The sequence below is a fragment of the Streptomyces sp. NPDC031479 genome (assembly GCF_055581065.1).
This window is the reverse complement of record NZ_JBVIKC010000047.1, coordinates 1-15,928: the sequence shown is the minus strand read 5'-3', so window position 1 is coordinate 15,928 and position 15,928 is coordinate 1. Positions and strand designations below refer to the sequence as shown.

15 protein-coding genes are annotated in these 15,928 nt (G+C 72.4%); 8 read left to right on the top strand and 7 right to left on the bottom strand.

Annotated elements, in window-relative coordinates; translation table 11 throughout:
* The first annotated feature begins 185 nt into the window (after nt 1-185).
* A complete protein-coding gene (locus ACZ5D2_RS33835; protein ID WP_468934774.1) occupies nt 186-1,565 on the top strand; it encodes an aminotransferase class V-fold PLP-dependent enzyme in 1,380 nt (459 codons plus the stop codon).
* Nucleotides 1,566-1,655: 90 nt separating this feature from the next.
* On the opposite strand, the gene ACZ5D2_RS33830 is transcribed toward ACZ5D2_RS33835, so the two are convergent.
* Nucleotides 1,656-2,633 carry a carbohydrate kinase family protein gene (locus ACZ5D2_RS33830; RefSeq protein ID WP_371678870.1) on the bottom strand — a complete coding sequence of 326 codons (978 nt, stop codon included), beginning with the start codon at nt 2,631-2,633 and terminating at the stop codon, nt 1,656-1,658.
* Nucleotides 2,634-2,765: 132 nt separating this feature from the next.
* Between ACZ5D2_RS33830 and ACZ5D2_RS33825 the strand changes: the two genes are divergently transcribed.
* Nucleotides 2,766-2,981 carry a hypothetical protein gene (locus ACZ5D2_RS33825; RefSeq protein WP_371678869.1) on the top strand — a complete coding sequence of 72 codons (216 nt, stop codon included), beginning with the start codon at nt 2,766-2,768 and terminating at the stop codon, nt 2,979-2,981.
* An 82-nt stretch (nt 2,982-3,063) separates the two neighbouring features.
* Nucleotides 3,064-4,533, top strand: coding sequence for a hypothetical protein (locus tag ACZ5D2_RS33820; RefSeq protein WP_371678868.1), 1,470 nt, complete (start codon nt 3,064-3,066; stop codon nt 4,531-4,533).
* Between the two features lie 83 nt (nt 4,534-4,616).
* Here ACZ5D2_RS33820 and erpA read toward each other — a convergent pair whose 3' ends face one another.
* Nucleotides 4,617-4,973: an iron-sulfur cluster insertion protein ErpA gene (gene erpA, locus ACZ5D2_RS33815; protein WP_030010511.1), complete on the bottom strand. Its 357-nt coding sequence runs from the start codon at nt 4,971-4,973 to the stop codon at nt 4,617-4,619.
* 334 nt (nt 4,974-5,307) lie between these two features.
* Between erpA and nadA the strand changes: the two genes are divergently transcribed.
* The gene (nadA, locus tag ACZ5D2_RS33810) at nt 5,308-6,495 is read left to right on the top strand and encodes a quinolinate synthase NadA (protein WP_371678867.1); all 1,188 of its coding nucleotides are present in this window, start codon (nt 5,308-5,310) and stop codon (nt 6,493-6,495) included.
* A gap of 111 nt (nt 6,496-6,606) precedes the next feature.
* Nucleotides 6,607-7,248 carry a hypothetical protein gene (locus ACZ5D2_RS33805; RefSeq protein WP_371678866.1) on the top strand — a complete coding sequence of 214 codons (642 nt, stop codon included), beginning with the start codon at nt 6,607-6,609 and terminating at the stop codon, nt 7,246-7,248.
* A gap of 54 nt (nt 7,249-7,302) precedes the next feature.
* On the opposite strand, the gene ACZ5D2_RS33800 is transcribed toward ACZ5D2_RS33805, so the two are convergent.
* The 3 genes from ACZ5D2_RS33800 to cobS all read right to left on the bottom strand — a co-directional run bounded on the left by ACZ5D2_RS33800 (nt 7,303) and on the right by cobS (nt 12,155).
* A complete protein-coding gene (locus ACZ5D2_RS33800) occupies nt 7,303-10,425 on the bottom strand; it encodes an efflux RND transporter permease subunit (protein WP_371678865.1) in 3,123 nt (1,040 codons plus the stop codon).
* Between the two features lie 154 nt (nt 10,426-10,579).
* Nucleotides 10,580-11,302: a response regulator gene (locus ACZ5D2_RS33795; RefSeq protein ID WP_371678864.1), complete on the bottom strand. Its 723-nt coding sequence runs from the start codon at nt 11,300-11,302 to the stop codon at nt 10,580-10,582.
* Nucleotides 11,303-11,333: 31 nt separating this feature from the next.
* Nucleotides 11,334-12,155 carry an adenosylcobinamide-GDP ribazoletransferase gene (cobS, locus tag ACZ5D2_RS33790; protein WP_371678863.1) on the bottom strand — a complete coding sequence of 274 codons (822 nt, stop codon included), beginning with the start codon at nt 12,153-12,155 and terminating at the stop codon, nt 11,334-11,336.
* 81 nt (nt 12,156-12,236) lie between these two features.
* Between cobS and ACZ5D2_RS33785 the strand changes: the two genes are divergently transcribed.
* Nucleotides 12,237-12,971 carry a hypothetical protein gene (locus ACZ5D2_RS33785; protein ID WP_371678862.1) on the top strand — a complete coding sequence of 245 codons (735 nt, stop codon included), beginning with the start codon at nt 12,237-12,239 and terminating at the stop codon, nt 12,969-12,971.
* Between the two features lie 134 nt (nt 12,972-13,105).
* On the opposite strand, the gene pspAA is transcribed toward ACZ5D2_RS33785, so the two are convergent.
* Entirely contained in the window at nt 13,106-13,384 is a 279-nt protein-coding gene (gene pspAA, locus ACZ5D2_RS33780) for a PspA-associated protein PspAA (RefSeq protein ID WP_266838643.1), read from the bottom strand.
* A gap of 14 nt (nt 13,385-13,398) precedes the next feature.
* Nucleotides 13,399-14,193 (bottom strand): PspA/IM30 family protein, encoded by a 795-nt coding sequence (locus ACZ5D2_RS33775; RefSeq protein ID WP_371678861.1) that lies wholly within the window; start codon nt 14,191-14,193, stop codon nt 13,399-13,401.
* A gap of 253 nt (nt 14,194-14,446) precedes the next feature.
* Between ACZ5D2_RS33775 and ACZ5D2_RS33770 the strand changes: the two genes are divergently transcribed.
* Nucleotides 14,447-15,055, top strand: coding sequence for a DUF3043 domain-containing protein (locus ACZ5D2_RS33770; RefSeq protein ID WP_371678860.1), 609 nt, complete (start codon nt 14,447-14,449; stop codon nt 15,053-15,055).
* A 77-nt stretch (nt 15,056-15,132) separates the two neighbouring features.
* Nucleotides 15,133-15,840: a class I SAM-dependent methyltransferase gene (locus ACZ5D2_RS33765; RefSeq protein ID WP_371678859.1), complete on the top strand. Its 708-nt coding sequence runs from the start codon at nt 15,133-15,135 to the stop codon at nt 15,838-15,840.
* Nucleotides 15,841-15,928 lie beyond the last annotated feature (88 nt).

Sequence of the window (15,928 nt, the reverse complement as noted above, 5' to 3'; positions counted from 1 at the left end):
GGACCAAACCCTACTGGACGCTATTTGGGGTCGCGCGGGGAGGGTGCCCAACGCGCCGCTACTGCCCCCGAAGGGATGGATCCGCCGTACGGGGGACGGGCCATCCGGCCCTGAATGGCGGGCTCCGGACGACATCTGACGGCCCCTGACCCCTGCCGTCCGAGGCCTCCGGTTAGCGTGGCCGGATGCCCTACTTCGACACCGCGTCCGCCGCCCCGCTGCACCCCGTGGCCCGTCAGGCGCTGCAGGCCGCCCTCGACGAGGGCTGGGCGGATCCGGCCCGGCTGTACCGGGAGGGGCGGCGCGCCCGGCTGCTGCTGGACGCGGCGCGGGAGGCGGCGGCCGATGCCGTGGGATGCCGGGCCGACGAGCTCGTGTTCACTCCATCGGGGACGCACGCGGTTCACACGGGGGTGGCGGGAGCCCTGGCGGGGCGCCGGCGCGTCGGCGGTCATCTGGTCGTATCGGCGGTCGAACACAGTTCTGTACTGCACGCGGCGGACGCGCACGCGGCCGCCGGGGGCACGGTGACGGAGGTTCCGGTCGACCGGCTGGGCGCCGTCTCGCCCGACGGGTACGCGGCCGCCCTCGGCTCCGGCACCGCTCTGGCCTGCCTCCAGTCGGCCAACCACGAGGTGGGCACGGTCCAGCCGGTGGCGGAGGTCGCCGAGGTCTGCGCGGCCGCCGGGGTGCCGCTGCTCGTGGACGCGGCGCAGTCCCTGGGGTGGGGCCGGGTGGACGGCGCCTGGTCGCTCCTCGCGGCGAGCGCCCACAAGTGGGGCGGGCCGCCCGGGGTCGGGCTGCTCGCCGTCCGCAAGGGGGTCCGCTTCGCACCCCAAGGCCCCGCCGACGAAAGGGAGTCGGGCCGCTCCCCCGGCTTCGCCAACCTCCCCGCGATCGTCGCGGCGGCCGCCTCCCTGCGGGCGGTACGGGCCGAGGCCGAGGCGGAGGCGGCACGGCTGCGGGTGCTGGTCGACCGGATCCGGCGCCGGGTGGCCCGGCTGGTGCCGGACGTGGAGGTGGTGGGCGACGCCGAGCGCCGGCTCCCGCACCTGGTGACCTTCTCCTGCCTGTACGTGGACGGCGAGACCCTGCTCCACGAGCTGGACCGCGCCGGGTACTCGGTCTCCTCCGGGTCCTCCTGCACCAGCTCCACCCTGACCCCCAGTCACGTGCTGCGGGCGATGGGAGTGCTGTCGGAGGGAAACGTACGGGTGTCCCTGCCGATGGGGACCTCGGCGGACGAGGTCAACGGTTTCCTGGAGGTGCTGCCGGGGGCGGTGGCCGGGATCCGCGAGAAGCTGGGCGCGGGCGAACCGGCTTCCGTCGCCCCGGTGGCGGAGTCCCTGGAACTCGACGCCCTCGGCCTGCGCTGCCCGCAGCCGGTGATCGAGCTCGCCCGCGCCATCGGGCGGGTCCCGGTGGGCGGCACCGTCACCGTCCTGTCGGACGACGAGGTGGCCCGGCTGGACATCCCGGCGTGGTGCGCGATGCGGGGGCACGCCTACCTCGGCGAGTCCCCCCGTCCCGCCGGCACGGCCTACACGGTCCGCCGCACCGCCTGACCCGGCCGCCCGCCGGACCGCCCCGAGGACGGTGCGGGCCCCGGGGCGGAGACGGGGAGCCCCCCGTCGCCGCCCCGGGCGGGCGACGCGTCAGGCGGGAAGGTGGGCGCGGACCTCCGCGGCCGCCGCTTCGCCGTAGGCCTTCGTGAAGCGCTCCATGAAGTGCGCGCGCGCCAGCGTGTACTCCTGGGTGCCGAGGGTCTCGATGACCAGCGTCGCGAGCATGCAGCCCAGCTGCGCCGCCCGCTCCAGCCCGACGCCCCAGCCGAGCCCCGTCAGGAACCCCGCGCGGAACGCGTCGCCGACACCGGTGGGGTCGACCTTCGCGGTCTCCTCCGGGCAGCCGACGACGACCGGCTCCTGCCCGGCCCGCTCGATCCGAACGCCCTGCGCGCCCAGCGTGGTGACGCGGGTGCCGACCTTGGCGAGGATCTCCGCGTCGGTCCAGCCGGACTTCGACTCGATGAGCCCCTTCTCGTACTCGTTCGAGAAGAGGTACGTCGCACCCTCCATCAGGGTGCGGATGTTCTCGCCGTCCATCCGCGCGATCTGCTGCGAGAAGTCGGCGGCGAAGGGGATCCCCCGCGTCCGGCACTCCTCCGTGTGGCGGAGCATCGCCTCGGGGTCGTCGGCACCGATGAGGACGAGGTCCAGCCCGCCCACCCGGTCGGCGACGGCCTTCAGCTCGATCTGGCGGGCCTCGCTCATCGCGCCCGTGTAGAAGGAGCCGATCTGGTTGTGGTCGGAGTCCGTGGTGCAGACGAAGCGCGCGGTGTGCAGCACCTCGGAGATCCGCACCGACTCGGTGTCGACCCCGTGGCGGTCCAGCCAGGCGCGGTACTCGTCGAAGTCCGAGCCGGCGGCGCCGACCAGGATCGGGCGGCTTCCCAGCTGCCCCATGCCGAAGCAGATGTTCGGGCCGACACCGCCCCGCCGTACGTCGAGGTTGTCGACGAGGAAGGAGAGGGAGACCGTGTGGAGCTGGTCGGCGACGAACTGGTCGGCGAAGCGGCCCGGGAAGGTCATGAGGTGGTCGGTGGCGATGGAGCCGGTGACTGCGATGCGCACGGCGTGGATGCTCCTGCGGAGGACGGCGAGGGGACAGTCAAAACTACCCGGTCCACGGCAGTGGGCCGACCCGTCGAAACTACCCCGTAGTAGGACTTCCTTCGCCCGCTTTGGCGTGCCTACCGTGCCCCCATGACCTATACCGATGGCTTCGGGTACGCAGAACCCACCGCCGGCGCCCGCCCCGGCTTCGCCCGGCTGCTGGGCGACTGCGCCCGGATGGCACCGCACTGGCCCGTTCCGCACGAGCCGCGCCCGGTCCGCGTCGCGCCCTCGCAGATCCACGGCATCAGCGTCCCGCCCGCCTCGGCCCGGCTGATCGCCTCCACCGCCGCCTACGGGGACTGAGGGCCCCCGGGAGGGAACCGGTTTCGCGGCCGCCGCGTCACACCCGCATCACGTACGGCGGGACACGCGAAGGAGCGATGCGGTGACCAGCGAACAACCCGACACATCACGCGCCACACGACGGCGGCCGGCCTGGGCCATCGGCTCGATCGCCGCCGCCGTCCTGCTGGCAGGCGGTGGTACGGCGTACTGGGCGTCCACGGCCTACGGAGACGCCTCGGGCAGCGGAACCCGTACGAGTGACAGCGCGGCCATCGCGCCCCGCCCGACGGGGTCCCCGTCCCGGCCCGGCATCGCGCCCGGGGAGCCGGATCCGTCCGGCGCCGGGGTCACCTACCGGGCCGAGGGGCAGCTGCCGCAGGCCCCGGCGGGCGGGGCGCCGTCCTTCGCGGCGTCCGGCGAGGTCTCCTCCGACGAGGTGGCCCGGCTCGCCCAGGCCCTCGGGATCTCCGGCGCGCCGCGCCTGAACGGCGAGCAGTGGCAGGCCGGGGAGACCGCCGACGGTTCGGGGCCCCGGCTCACGGTGACCCGCAAGGCTCCCGGGACGTGGAGCTTCTCCCGCTTCCAGGGCGGCGCCACGAACGGCGGCGGCGCCGGGGACGACTGCGTGCGCGGCAAGGACACCTGCGGCCCGGCCACCCTCCCCCAGGGTCCCGCGGAGGGGTCCGCGGTCGCCGGGTCGGACGCGGGGGCGGGACCGGTGTCGGAGGAGGCGGCCAGGGCGGCCGCGGCCCCGGTGCTGGCCGCCGCCGGTCAGGGCGACGCCAAGCAGGACGCCCGTCTGCTCCAGGGTTCCGTACGGGTGGTGAGCGCCGACCCGGTGGTGGGCGGGCTGCCCACCACGGGCTGGTCCACCCGCGTGAGCGTGGGCTCCGACGCCAAGGTGGTGGCGGGCAGCGGCGAGCTCAAGGCCCCGGTCCGCACGGGTGAGCAGCCGGTGGTCGGCGCCGACGAGGCGCTGGCCCGGCTCAACGCGGCCGGCAAGGGCGGCGACGGCACGGGGCCGGGCCCGAGCGGCTGCGCGACCTCCGTGCCGTTGACCCCGGACACGCCGACGGGTGCGACGGACACCCTGCCCTGCAACCCGGAGCCGCGTCCGATGAAGCCCCCGCGGACCGAGACCGTACGGGGGGCCGTGCTCGGGCTGGCCCCGGGGACGGTCGACGGCGGACGGGGCCTGGTGCCGGCGTGGCTGTTCGAGGTGGCCGGCAAGGACGGCGCCGCGGGCCGCACGGTGGCCTCCCCGGCGGGCAAGGACGGCGGCGGCGCCCCGGTGCCCCCGCAGGACAGGACCGCGCCCGCGTTCTCGTACGCGCAGGCCGACCGGAAGCTGACGGTGAACTTCTGGGGCGGGGCGTGCAGCACGTACGCCCTGGACGCGCGGGAGGAGGCCGGGTCGGTGCTGGTGAAGGTCACCGAGACGCCGGACCCGCAGGGGCGGGCCTGCATCATGCTGGCGCAGGAGATGACCGTGTCGGCCACGCTCCGCGAGCCGCTCGGCGACCGGAAGGTGGTCGACGCGACGACGGGCAAGACGCTCCCCCGCCAGTGAGGCGGTAGCGGGAACGCCCGAGGGCCCGGGCACCGGTCGCTGCGACCGGTGCCCGGGCCCTCGTCGTACGGGGTCAGCCGGGTTCAGCTGAACGAGTCGCCGCAGGCGCAGGAGCCGGTGGCGTTCGGGTTGTCGATCGTGAAGCCCTGCTTCTCGATGGTGTCGACGAAGTCGATCGAGGCGCCGTGCAGGTACGGGGAGCTCATCCGGTCGGTGACGACCTTGACGCCGTCGAAGTCCTTGACGACGTCGCCGTCGAGGGACCGCTCGTCGAAGAAGAGCTGGTAGCGCAGGCCGGAGCAGCCACCGGGCTGGACGGCGACGCGGAGCGCCAGGTCATCGCGGCCTTCCTGCTCCAGCAGGGTCCTGACCTTCTCGGCGGCGGCGTCGGACAGGAGGATGCCGTCGCTCACGGTGGTCTTGTCGTCCTGTACGGACATCTGCATTCACTCCCGAAGTGGGCGGCTCCCCGCCGGTGCGGCTGGGGAAACGTCGGACTCTTGCCGTGGATGGCAACCAGCGGGACCGCGGATTCATTCCGGGGCCGACGCCTTGTTTCAGATATTCATGCTCGCACATCCGGGCGGAGCGGTGGACCCCGCGAAGAGGACCGGTGGAGCGGGCCGCACCCGGCCGGGCGAATGCGTCACATCGACACTATCGGCATCGTCAAAGTGACGTGAAGCGGTTATGATAGATAGCGTCAAATAGACGAGAAGTCGTGAAGACGCCACTCCCGCAGTCCCAGAAGTCCCTTGTCGCAGAACAGAAAGGGTGCGTGTCGTGACCACCGCCCAGCCTTTGGACGTCCAGCCGACGCCCCTTGCCCTGCTGCTGCTCGGCCGTGAGGCCGACCCCAAGAGCGAGCGCGGGGTGGAATGCCCCGGCGACCTGCCCTCGCCGTCCGACCCGGACCTGGTGGCCCGCGCTCGCGCGGCCAAGGAGAAGCTCGGGGACAAGGTCTTCATCCTCGGCCACCACTACCAGCGCGACGAGGTCATCGAGTTCGCCGACGTCACCGGTGACTCCTTCAAGCTGGCCAAGGACGCCGCGGCCAAGCCGGAGGCCGAGTACATCGTCTTCTGCGGCGTGCACTTCATGGCCGAGTCCGCGGACATCCTGACCTCGGACGACCAGAAGGTCGTGCTGCCCGACCTGGCGGCCGGCTGCTCGATGGCCGACATGGCCACCGCCGAACAGGTCGCCGAGTGCTGGGACGTGCTGACCGAGGCCGGGATCGCCGGTACGACCGTCCCCGTCTCGTACATGAACTCCTCCGCCGACATCAAGGCCTTCACCGGCAAGCACGGCGGCACGATCTGTACGTCGTCCAACGCGAAGAAGGCCCTGGAGTGGGCCTTCGAGCAGGGCGAGAAGGTGCTCTTCCTCCCCGACCAGCACCTGGGCCGCAACACCGCCGTGCGCGACATGGGCATGTCCCTGGACGACTGCGTGCTCTACAACCCGCACAAGCCGAACGGCGGCCTGACGGCCGAGCAGCTGCGGAACGCGAAGATGATCCTGTGGCGCGGCCACTGCTCGGTGCACGGCCGGTTCTCGGTCGACTCGGTCAACGACGTGCGCGAGCGGATCCCGGGCGTGAACGTGCTGGTCCACCCCGAGTGCAAGCACGAGGTCGTGGCGGCCGCGGACTACGTCGGCTCGACGGAGTACATCATCAAGGCGCTGGAGGCGGCCCCGGCCGGCTCCAAGTGGGCCATCGGCACCGAGCTGAACCTGGTCCAGCGGCTGGCGAATCGTTTCGCGGCGGAGGACAAGGAGGTCGTCTTCCTCGACAAGACGGTCTGCTTCTGCTCGACGATGAACCGCATCGACCTCCCGCACCTGGTGTGGACCCTGGAGTCCCTGGCCGAGGGCAACCTGGTCAACCGGATCCAGGTCGACAAGGAGACGGAGAGCTTCGCGAAGCTCGCGCTGGAGCGGATGCTGGCGCTGCCGTAACGGTGGGTACGGAAGGGGGCGCCCGGCTGCTGCCGGGCGCCCCCTTCCGCGTTCCTCCAGGCGGCCCAGGCGGGCGGGCTGCGGGCGGCACGCCGGTCCACCCTGGGAACCATGGTCGATCTCGTGAAACAGCACCTCCGCACGGGGCACACCTGGATCGCCAGCTTCGCCTCGCTCGTCGCCTTGGCCTTCTCCGGCTACAACTTCGCCCAGCTGCAGGAGGATCCGCGCCCTGTGGTCACCCTGCCACTGACGCTCAAACTGTGGCGGGACGGGGAGAAGACCTCCGTCTTCCTCCAGCCCGCCGTCTACACCCGGTTCAGCACCGAGGACGCGGAGATCATCACCGATGTACGGCTGGCGCTCCGCGCCACGCACGGCGGCCCGGAGCCGAAGTTCTTCTGGGAGGACAACGTCAGGTTCACGGCCTCCCACGACCCCAAGTCCTACGACGACATCACCATCTGGTGGGAGTTCGAGTCGGATCCCGCACCCTTCATCGTCAGCCAGACCCAGCCCCAGCGACCCGCCCTGCAGTTCAGCACGCTCGGCTGGCAGCTCACACCCGGGCGCTACGACGGAACACTGACCCTCCGGCGGGCGAGCACCCACGCGCCGATCGAGCGCTCGTTCTGCCTCCTGCTCAACGCGGAGGCGATCAAGAGGGTGTCGCGCGGCAACCGCTACTACGACTTCCGCACGGACGTCCCCGGCAGGAGCCAGGGCGGCTGCTACCAGCTCTACCTCGGCTGAGGGCCCCGGCCCCGCGCGGTGCGGGGGCCGGGGCCCTGTCGGGGCGGCGGGCGGTCAGACCTTGACCGGGGTCTCTTCCGCCGGCTGGGGCGGGACCACCGTCAGGCGGGCCCGCTTCTTCGCGCGGCGGCGTTCCTTGCGGAGCTCGACCATCGTGTAGAGGGTCGGCACCAGCAGCAGGGTCAGCAGCGTCGAGCTGACCAGGCCACCGATCACCACGACCGCGAGCGGCTGCGAGATGAAGCCGCCCTCGCCGGTGACGCCCAGCGCCATCGGGAGCAGGGCGAAGATCGTCGCCAGGGCCGTCATCAGGATCGGCCGCAGACGGTGACGGCCTCCCTCGATGACCGCCTCGACGACGCCCAGTCCCTGGGCCCGGTACTGGTTGACCAGGTCGATCAGGACGATCGCGTTGGTCACCACGATGCCGATCAGCATCAGCATGCCGATCATCGCCGGGACACCCATCGGGGTGCCGGTGGCGATCAGCAGGCCCAGCGCGCCGGTGGCGGCGAAGGGGATGGAGACCAGCAGGATCAACGGCTGGACCAGTGAGCGGAAGGTCGCCACCAGCAGCATGAACACGATGGCGATGGCGGCGAACATGGCCAGGCCGAGCGAACCGAAGGCCTTGTCCTGGTCCTGGGAGACGCCGCCGATGGCGGCGGTGGCGCCGGCCGGCAGGTCCAGGGCCTTGATCTTGGTCTGGAGTGCGGCGCTGACCGCGCCGGTGTTGTCGCCGACCGGCTTGGCGGTGATGGTGGCGGCGCGGGCGCCGTCGATCCGGGTCATGGCGACCGGGCCGGGGACGACCTTGACGTCGGCGATGTCACCGAGCTTGGCCGGGCCGACCGGCAGGGCCTGGAGTTCGGCCAGGGTGGTGGCCCGGTGGGCGGAGCGGACCACGATGTCCCGCTCGGTGTCGTCCAGTACGGCCTTGGCCACCGGGTTGCCCCGGACGGCCTGGGCGACGACGGCGCCCAGCGCGGCCTGGTTCAGGCCGGCCTCGGCGGTCTTGGGGGTGGCGGTGACGGCGATGCGGGGCACCGACTGGGCCAGGTCGCTCTGGACGTCGGTGACGTCCTTCAGGGTGGCCACCTCGGCGCGGACCTGCTCGGCGGCCTTGGCCAGGACGCCCGCGTCACCGGCCTTGACGACCACGCTCAGGTTCTGGCTGCCGAAGCCGCCGCCCGCCGAGATGGAGGTGTCGCCGATGCCGTCCAGCTTCCCCAGGGCGTCCTGGATCCGCCCCTTGACGGCCTCGGAGTCGCCGGAGTCCTTCAGGGTGACCTGGTAGGAGGCCTGGTTGGTGCCCGTACCGCCGCCGAAGGCCGCGAGGAAGCCGGAGGAGCCGACGGTGACCTGGTAGTCCTTGACCCCGTCCACGGAGCCGAGGGCCTTCTCCACCTTGCGGGCGGCCTCGTCGGAGGCGGCCAGCGAGGTGCCGGGGGCGAGTTCCTGCTTGACCGTCAGGACGTCCTGCTCGCCCTGGTCGAAGAAGTTGGTCTTCAGCAGCGGGGTCATGGCGAAGGTGGCGACCAGGACGACGACCGCGATGGTCACGCTGGTCAGGCGGCGCCGGGTGGCGAAGCCCAGGACCTTGACGTAGAAGCGCTGGAGGCGGCTCTTCGCCTCCTTCTCCTCGGCCTCGCGGCGGGCCTTCGCGGCGCTCTCGGCGTCCGCCGACGAGACGCCCTTGGGGGCGCGCAGGAACCAGTACGACAGCACCGGGACGACCGTCAACGACACCAGCAGCGAGGCCAGCAGCGAGGCGGTCACCGTGAGCGAGAAGGAACCGAACAGCTCGCCGATCATGCCGCCGACCAGGCCGATCGGCAGGAAGACGGCGACGGTGGTGAGCGTGGACGAGGTCACCGCGCCCGCCACCTCGCGCACCGCGGTGATGATCGCGGCCTCGCGCTCCTCGCCGTAGCCGAGGTGGCGCTTGATGTTCTCCAGGACCACGATCGAGTCGTCGACGACGCGGCCGATGGCGATGGTGAGCGCGCCCAGCGTCAGCATGTTGAGCGACAGGTCGCGGGTCCACAGCACGATCAGGGCGAGGACCACGGACAGCGGGATGGAGACCGCGGTGACCAGGGTCGAGCGGATCGACGCCAGGAAGACCAGGATCACGATGACCGCGAAGGCCAGACCCAGGAGCCCCTCGGTGGTCAGGCCGGAGATGGACCGGGCGACCGCCGGGCCCTGGTCGCTGACGACGGTCAGCGCGGCGCCGGAACCGAGGGTGGAACGCAGCTCCGGGAGCTTGTCCTTGACGGCGTCGGAGATGGCGACGGCGCTGCCGTCCTTGTCCATGGTGAGGACGAGGGCGAGGCTGGGCTTGCCGTTGGTGCGGGTGATCGAGTCGCCCGCGGCGGGCTCCTGCTCGACCGCGGCCACGTCGGCGAGGCGGACGGCCGGCTTGCCGGGGCCCGGGGTCAGCCGGAGGTCCTCCAGCTGGGCGAGGGAGGTGTATCCGGAGCCGACGCGGACGGTGCGGTTCTTGCCGCCCTCGTCGAAGGAGCCGGCGGGGACGGTGGCGCCGCCGGCCTTGAGGCCTTCGGCGAGCTTCGTCCCGTCGAGGCCGGCCGCGGCGAGCTTCGCCTCGTCGGGCGTGACGGTGACCTGGAGGTCACGGACGCCGTCCACGCTGACCTGGCCGACGCCGTCGATGTCCTCCAGGACCGGGACGACGGACTTGTTCAGCTGGTCGGCGAGGGCCTGCTGGTCCTTGTCCGAGGTGACGGCGAGGACGACGGTGGGGATGTCGTCGGTGGAGCCGGCGACCACCTGCGGGTCCACCTCGGCGGGCAGCCGGACGCGGGCCCGGTTGACGGCCTGCTGGACGTCGGCGACGAGCTGCTTGGTGCCGCTGTCGCCGTAGTCGAAGGTGGCCCGGATGAGGGCGTTGCCCTCGCTGGCGGTGGAGGTGATGCCGGTGATGCCGTCGACGCCCTTGAGGGTGGCCTCGATGGGCTCGATGACCTGCTTCTCCACCACGTCGGGCGAGGCGCCCTGGTACGGCGCGAGCACGGAGACCATCGGCAGTTCGATGGAGGGCAGCAACTGCTGCTTGAGCTGCGGGATGGCTATGACGCCGAAGAGCAGCGCGACGATCGACACGAGGCCGATCAGCGCTCTCTGGGCAAGGCTGAAGCGGGACAGCCAGGACATGGGTGTGGGATCTCTCTGCCGGACGCGGGTGGGGGCGTCCCAGCCTCGCCCACGCCGGAGCGCCGTTGCGTCGCCCCCAGGTCCCGTCCTTATGCGCGGCATACCGCGTCCGCAGTACTCCGCGGTGGTCCGCCGTACTGCGGACCCCGTCCGCTCAGTCGGAGCGCGGGCGGACCAGGCCCGATTCGTACGCGATGACCACCAATTGCGCCCTGTCGCGGGCGCCGAGCTTCGCCATGGCCCGGTTGACGTGGGTCTTGACCGTGAGCGGGCTGACCTCCAGCCGCCCGGCGATGCCGTCGTTGGAGAGGCCGGCCGCGACGAGGACGAGGACCTCGCGCTCGCGGACGGTCAGCGCGGCGAGCCGTTCGGCGTGGACGGAGCCGGTGGCGGGGACCTCGGCGTGGCCGCCCTGGGCGAGGAAGCTGGCGATGAGGCCCTTGGTCGCCGCCGGCGAGAGCAGTGCCTCGCCGGCCGCCGCGACGCGGATGGCGTTCAGCAGCTCGTCGGGTTCGGCGCCCTTGCCGAGGAAGCCGGAGGCCCCGGCACGCAGCGCCTGGACCACGTACTCGTCCACCTCGAAGGTGGTCAGCATGACGACGCGGACCCCGGAGAGCTCCGGGTCGGCGCTGATCAGGCGGGTGGCGGCGAGTCCGTCGGTGCCGGGCATCCGGATGTCCATGAGGACGACGTCGGCCCGCCGCTCGCGCGCGAGGGCGTAGGCCTGTGCCCCGTCGGCGGCCTCACCGACGACCTCCATGTCGGCTTCGGAGTCGACCAGCACCTTGAACGCGCTGCGCAGCAGCGCTTGGTCGTCGGCGAGCAGCACCCTGATGGGCGTGGTGGCGCTCTGCGTCTGGGTCCCCGTCTCGGCCATGCCCCGAGGGTACGCGGGCGGGTGCGCGGGCTCAGCCGAGGGAGAGGGTCACCAGGGCGGTGGTCGCCGCCACTTCGCACAGGGCGCCGAAGACGTCCCCGGTGACCCCGCCGAAGCGGCGGACGCAGCGGCGCAGCAGGAGGTCGGCGGCGAGCAGGCCCGCTGCGACGGCCGCGGCGTACTGGACGGCGGCGGGCAGCCCCTGCGGGAGCGCGGCCAGCGCGGCGGCGGCCGTGACGAGGGCGGCGACTGCGGCGGCGGCGCCCTGCGGGACCACGCCGGCGACGGCCGCGCCCAGGCCCTCGGGCCGGGCGGCGGGGACGCCTGCGCGGGAGGCCAGGGTCATGGCGAGCCGGGCGGTGACGGCGGCGAGCACGGCGGCGGGTGCGCCGTGGGCCCAGCCGTCGGCGTAGAGGTCGGCCAGCGCGGCGACCTGCACCAGGAACACGATGAGCAGGGAGATGACGCCGAAGGGGCCGATGTCGGACTGCTTCATGATCCGCAGGGCGTCCTCGGCGGGCTTGGCGCTGCCCAGGCCGTCCGCCGTGTCGGCGAGGCCGTCGAGGTGCAGCCCGCGGGTCAGGGCGGCCGGGACGGCTACGGTGACGGCCGCGGCGAGCAGCGGGCCGCCCCCGAGGAGGAGCAGCAGGCTGCCGGGCACGGCGGCGAGCAGGCCTACGACGAGGCCGGCCAGCGGCGCGCACTCCATGCCGGTGCGGGCGGCGGGCCGGTCCCAGCGGGTGATCCGCGCGGGCAGCACGGTCAGCGTGCCGAACGCGAAGCGGAGCCCGTCCGGGAAGGAGGCGCGCTCGGAGGGCGGCGCCGGTGGTGGATCATCGAACGAATCTGTCATCGGCGCGAACGCTACCCCTTCGGAACCCCTTCGGAGTCGGCGGTAAATTGCTCAATACGCGCCAAAAGGGAAGCAGGTGTCGTGGGTCACTGGTGGTACCGGAACATCGTCGAGCCGGGCAAGCTGCCGCTCCTGCTCGCCCTGCTGTCCTTCGTGCTGTCGTTCCTGGTCACCCGGGTGATCACGCGGCTGATCCGGGCCGGCCGGGGGCCCTTCAAGAACATCACCCCGGGCGGGCTGCACGTCCACCACGTGGTCCCGGGGGTGGTCCTCGTGATCATCGGCGGATTCGGGGCGGTCGGCAGCGGCCAGCACAGTTTCGGCGCGGGCCTGTCGGCCGTGCTCTTCGGACTCGGGGCCGGGCTGGTACTGGACGAGTTCGCGCTGATCCTGCACCTCGACGACGTCTACTGGAGCGAGCAGGGCCGCAAGAGCGTGGAGGTCGTGGTGCTGACGGCGGCGGTGGTCGCGCTGGTGCTGGGCGGCTTCCTGCCCTTCGGGGTCAACGAACTGACCCCCGACGAGCGGCACAGCCGGGGTCTCGTGGTCATGAACACCGCCATGAACTTCTTCCTGGCCCTGGTCGCCCTGTGGAAGGGCAAGCCCCGCACGGCGGTGTTCGGGACGGTGATCCCCTTCGTGGCACTGATCGGCGCGGTGCGCCTGGCCCGGCCCGGGTCCCCGTACGCGAAGAGGTTCTACGCGAACCGCCCGCGCGCGCGGGCCAAGGCGGGACTGCGGGCCTTTCACCACGACCGGCGCTGGGCCCGGCCGCGCCGCAGGTTCGAGGAGTTCATCGGCGGCACCCCGGACTGACGGCGAGGGACCCGCCCCGTACGGAAGGGCCCGCCCCGTACGGAGGGCCCGCCCCCGTGCAGTGCGGGTGCGGGCCCCGTGGCCGTCGGTGTCCCGCGCGCCGGGTGACCTGGGTGCGGCGGGCGGCGGGTGCGTCAGCCCGGGATCAGGCCGTCGTCGCCGAGCATCTCCCTGACCTCGTCCAGCGAGGCGTCGGGCGCGGGCAGGATCAGCTCGGACGGCTCCAGCGCGTCATCGGGGAGCGGCGTTCCCAGCCGGCGGACGGCGTCGAGCAGCGACCCCAGCGTGCGCCGGAAGCCCTCCTCGTCGCCCGCTTCCATCTCCGCGAGCAGCTCGTCGTCCAGCGCGTTGAGCTCGGCGAAGTGGCTGTCGGCCAGCCTCGCCTGCCCCTCCCCCATGATGCGGACAATCATGACGGGCCCCTGTCCTACTGCTTGTCGAACCGGTGCTGGGTCTGCGACGGCTGGCCCGTGCCGGGGGCGCCGCCCTCGATGGCCTGCTGCTGCGCCGACGGGCCGCCCGTCAGCTCGGCCTTCATCCGCTGGAGCTCCAGCTCCACGTCCGTGCCGCCGGAGAGGCGGTCCAGCTCGGCCTGGATGTCGTCCTTGGAACCGAGACCGCTCTGGTCGTCGAGGGCGCCGGAGGCCAGCAGCTCGTCGATCGCACCGGCGCGGGCCTGGAGCTGGGCGGTCTTGTCCTCGGCCCGCTGGATGGCCAGGCCGACGTCGCTCATCTCCTCCGAGATGCCGGAGAAGGACTCCGCGATGCGGGTCTGCGCCTGCGCGGCCGTGTAGGTGGCCTTGATGGTCTCCTTCTTCGTCCGGAAGGCGTCCACCTTGGCCTGCAGGCGCTGCGCGGCGAGCGTCAGCTTCTCCTCCTCGCCCTGCAGGGTCTGGTGCTGCACCTCCAGGTCGCTGACCTGCTGCTGGAGCGAGGCGCGGCGGGACAGGGCCTCGCGCGCCAGGTCCTCGCGGCCCAGGGCGAGGGCCTTGCGGCCCTGGTCCTCCAGCTTGGCGGACTGGCCCTGGAGCTGGTTGAGCTGCAGCTCCAGGCGCTTGCGGGAGGTCGCCACGTCGGCGACCCCGCGGCGCACCTTCTGCAGCAGCTCCAGCTGCTTCTGGTACGAGTAGTCGAGGGTCTCGCGCGGGTCCTCGGCCCGGTCAAGGGCCTTGTTCGCCTTCGCGCGGAAGATCATCCCCATACGCTTCATGACACCGCTCATGGGCTTCGCGCGCCCCCTTCTAGACGGACTGTGCTCCAGGTCACCGACAGGACCCACAGTACGGGCCCTGTCTCCATTACCGCACTGTTCGAGTACGGATGCGCTCCTCCTCCAGGACGAGTACCCCGGCGCCGTGTCAGGCGTAAGGAGTAGGTGATCCCCGAGACCGGCGGAACCCCCGCACTGGGAAGACGCCCGCCGTTGCCGGATCGTTCCCCGCGGAGGTGGGGCCCGTGGCCCCGACCACGTACGCTTGGGTTTTGTGTTTGGTAGCCGCTCCTCCAAGGAAGAGAAGGCCGCCGCCGCCGACAAGGCGAGCGCCGACCTCTCGCAGCCCCGTGACCCGCAGGCCCCGAAGGGCCGCCCGACGCCGAAGCGTGCTGTGGCCCAGTCGCAGCGCAAGGCCGTCGTGGCCTCGACCGGCAACCGCAAGGAGGACGCCAAGCGAGCCCGTGAACGCCGCCGGGAAGAGATGGCCAAGCAGCGCGAGGCGCTGGCCAACGGCGACGAGCGGTACCTGCCCGCCCGTGACAAGGGTCCCGTCCGCCGCTTCGTCCGCGACTTCGTGGACTCCCGCTTCTCGGTCGCCGAGATGTTCCTGCCGCTGGCAGTGATCATCCTGGTGATGAGCATGATCCGGGTGAACCAGATCCAGAACATCTCGCTGATGCTGTGGCTCGGCGTGATCGTCCTGATCATCCTCGACTCCATCGGCCTCGCGTTCCGCCTCCGCAAGGCGCTGAACGAGCGCTTCGCGAACGAGCCGCGCCGCGGCGCGATCGCGTACGGCCTGATGCGCACCCTCCAGATGCGCCGGCTGCGCCTGCCCAAGCCGCAGGTCAAGCGCGGGGAACGGCCCTGAGCGAGGACTTCGCACAGGGGGCCCGGCTCTGGCTCGAAGGGCTGGGCGGACTGCGCAACGCGGTCCGGCAGGAACTGGTGGGCCGGCAGGTCGAGGAACAGATCACGCACCGCTTCCCGGTCGGGCAGCGGCTGCGCGTCCTCGACGTCGGCATGGGCCAGGGCACACAGGCCCTGCGCCTCGCCCGCGCCGGCCACAAGGTCACCGGCCTGGAGCAGGACCCCGACATGCTGGCGGTCGCGCACGCGGCGCTGGCCGCCGAGCCGGCCGGGATCCGTGACCGCGTCCAGCTGTTAGAGGGCGACGGCCGCGAGACGGGCGCCCACTTCGTGCCGGGCAGCTTCGACGTGGTGCTGTGCCACGGGGTGCTGATGTACGTCCCCGAGGCCGACGCGATGCTCGCCGGGCTGGCCCGCATGCTGGCTCCGGGCGGCCTGCTGTCCCTGCTGGTGCGCAACGGTGACGCCCTCGCGCTGCGGCCGGGGCTGGCCGGGGACTGGTCCGGGGCGCTCGCGGCCTTCGACACCGTCGACTACACGAACCGGCTCGGTCTGGACGTGCGCGCCGACCGGCTGGCCGATCTGACGGCCACCCTGTCCGGCATCGGCGCGCCGCTCTCCACCTGGTACGGCGTACGGGTCTTCACCGACGGCACCGAGGCCGGCGCGGAACTCCCGCCGGACGAGGAACTCGAAGAGCTGCTCGCCGCCGAGGAACGTGCCGGACGGACCGACCCCTACCGGTCGGTGGCGGCGCTCCTGCACCTGTGCGGGGTCCGGGGCTAGGGGGTGTCTGACGGATGTCCGTGGGGAAGGAGCGGCGTCCGGTGCGTGCTCTCGGCGTGCCGACCGGAAGCCCGCGTACTGGACGTAC

Coding starts and splice junctions, on each gene's coding strand:
- ACZ5D2_RS33795 (WP_371678864.1), bottom strand. CDS start 11,302: ATGGCCGAGACGGGGACCCAGACGCAGAGCGCCACCACGCCCATCAGG.
- pspAA (WP_266838643.1), bottom strand. CDS start 13,384: ATGATTGTCCGCATCATGGGGGAGGGGCAGGCGAGGCTGGCCGACAGC.
- ACZ5D2_RS33805 (WP_371678866.1), top strand. CDS start 6,607: ATGGTCGATCTCGTGAAACAGCACCTCCGCACGGGGCACACCTGGATC.
- ACZ5D2_RS33825 (WP_371678869.1), top strand. CDS start 2,766: ATGACCTATACCGATGGCTTCGGGTACGCAGAACCCACCGCCGGCGCC.
- ACZ5D2_RS33800 (WP_371678865.1), bottom strand. CDS start 10,425: ATGTCCTGGCTGTCCCGCTTCAGCCTTGCCCAGAGAGCGCTGATCGGC.
- erpA (WP_030010511.1), bottom strand. CDS start 4,973: ATGTCCGTACAGGACGACAAGACCACCGTGAGCGACGGCATCCTCCTG.
- ACZ5D2_RS33835 (WP_468934774.1), top strand. CDS start 186: ATGCCCTACTTCGACACCGCGTCCGCCGCCCCGCTGCACCCCGTGGCC.
- cobS (WP_371678863.1), bottom strand. CDS start 12,155: ATGACAGATTCGTTCGATGATCCACCACCGGCGCCGCCCTCCGAGCGC.
- ACZ5D2_RS33775 (WP_371678861.1), bottom strand. CDS start 14,193: ATGAGCGGTGTCATGAAGCGTATGGGGATGATCTTCCGCGCGAAGGCG.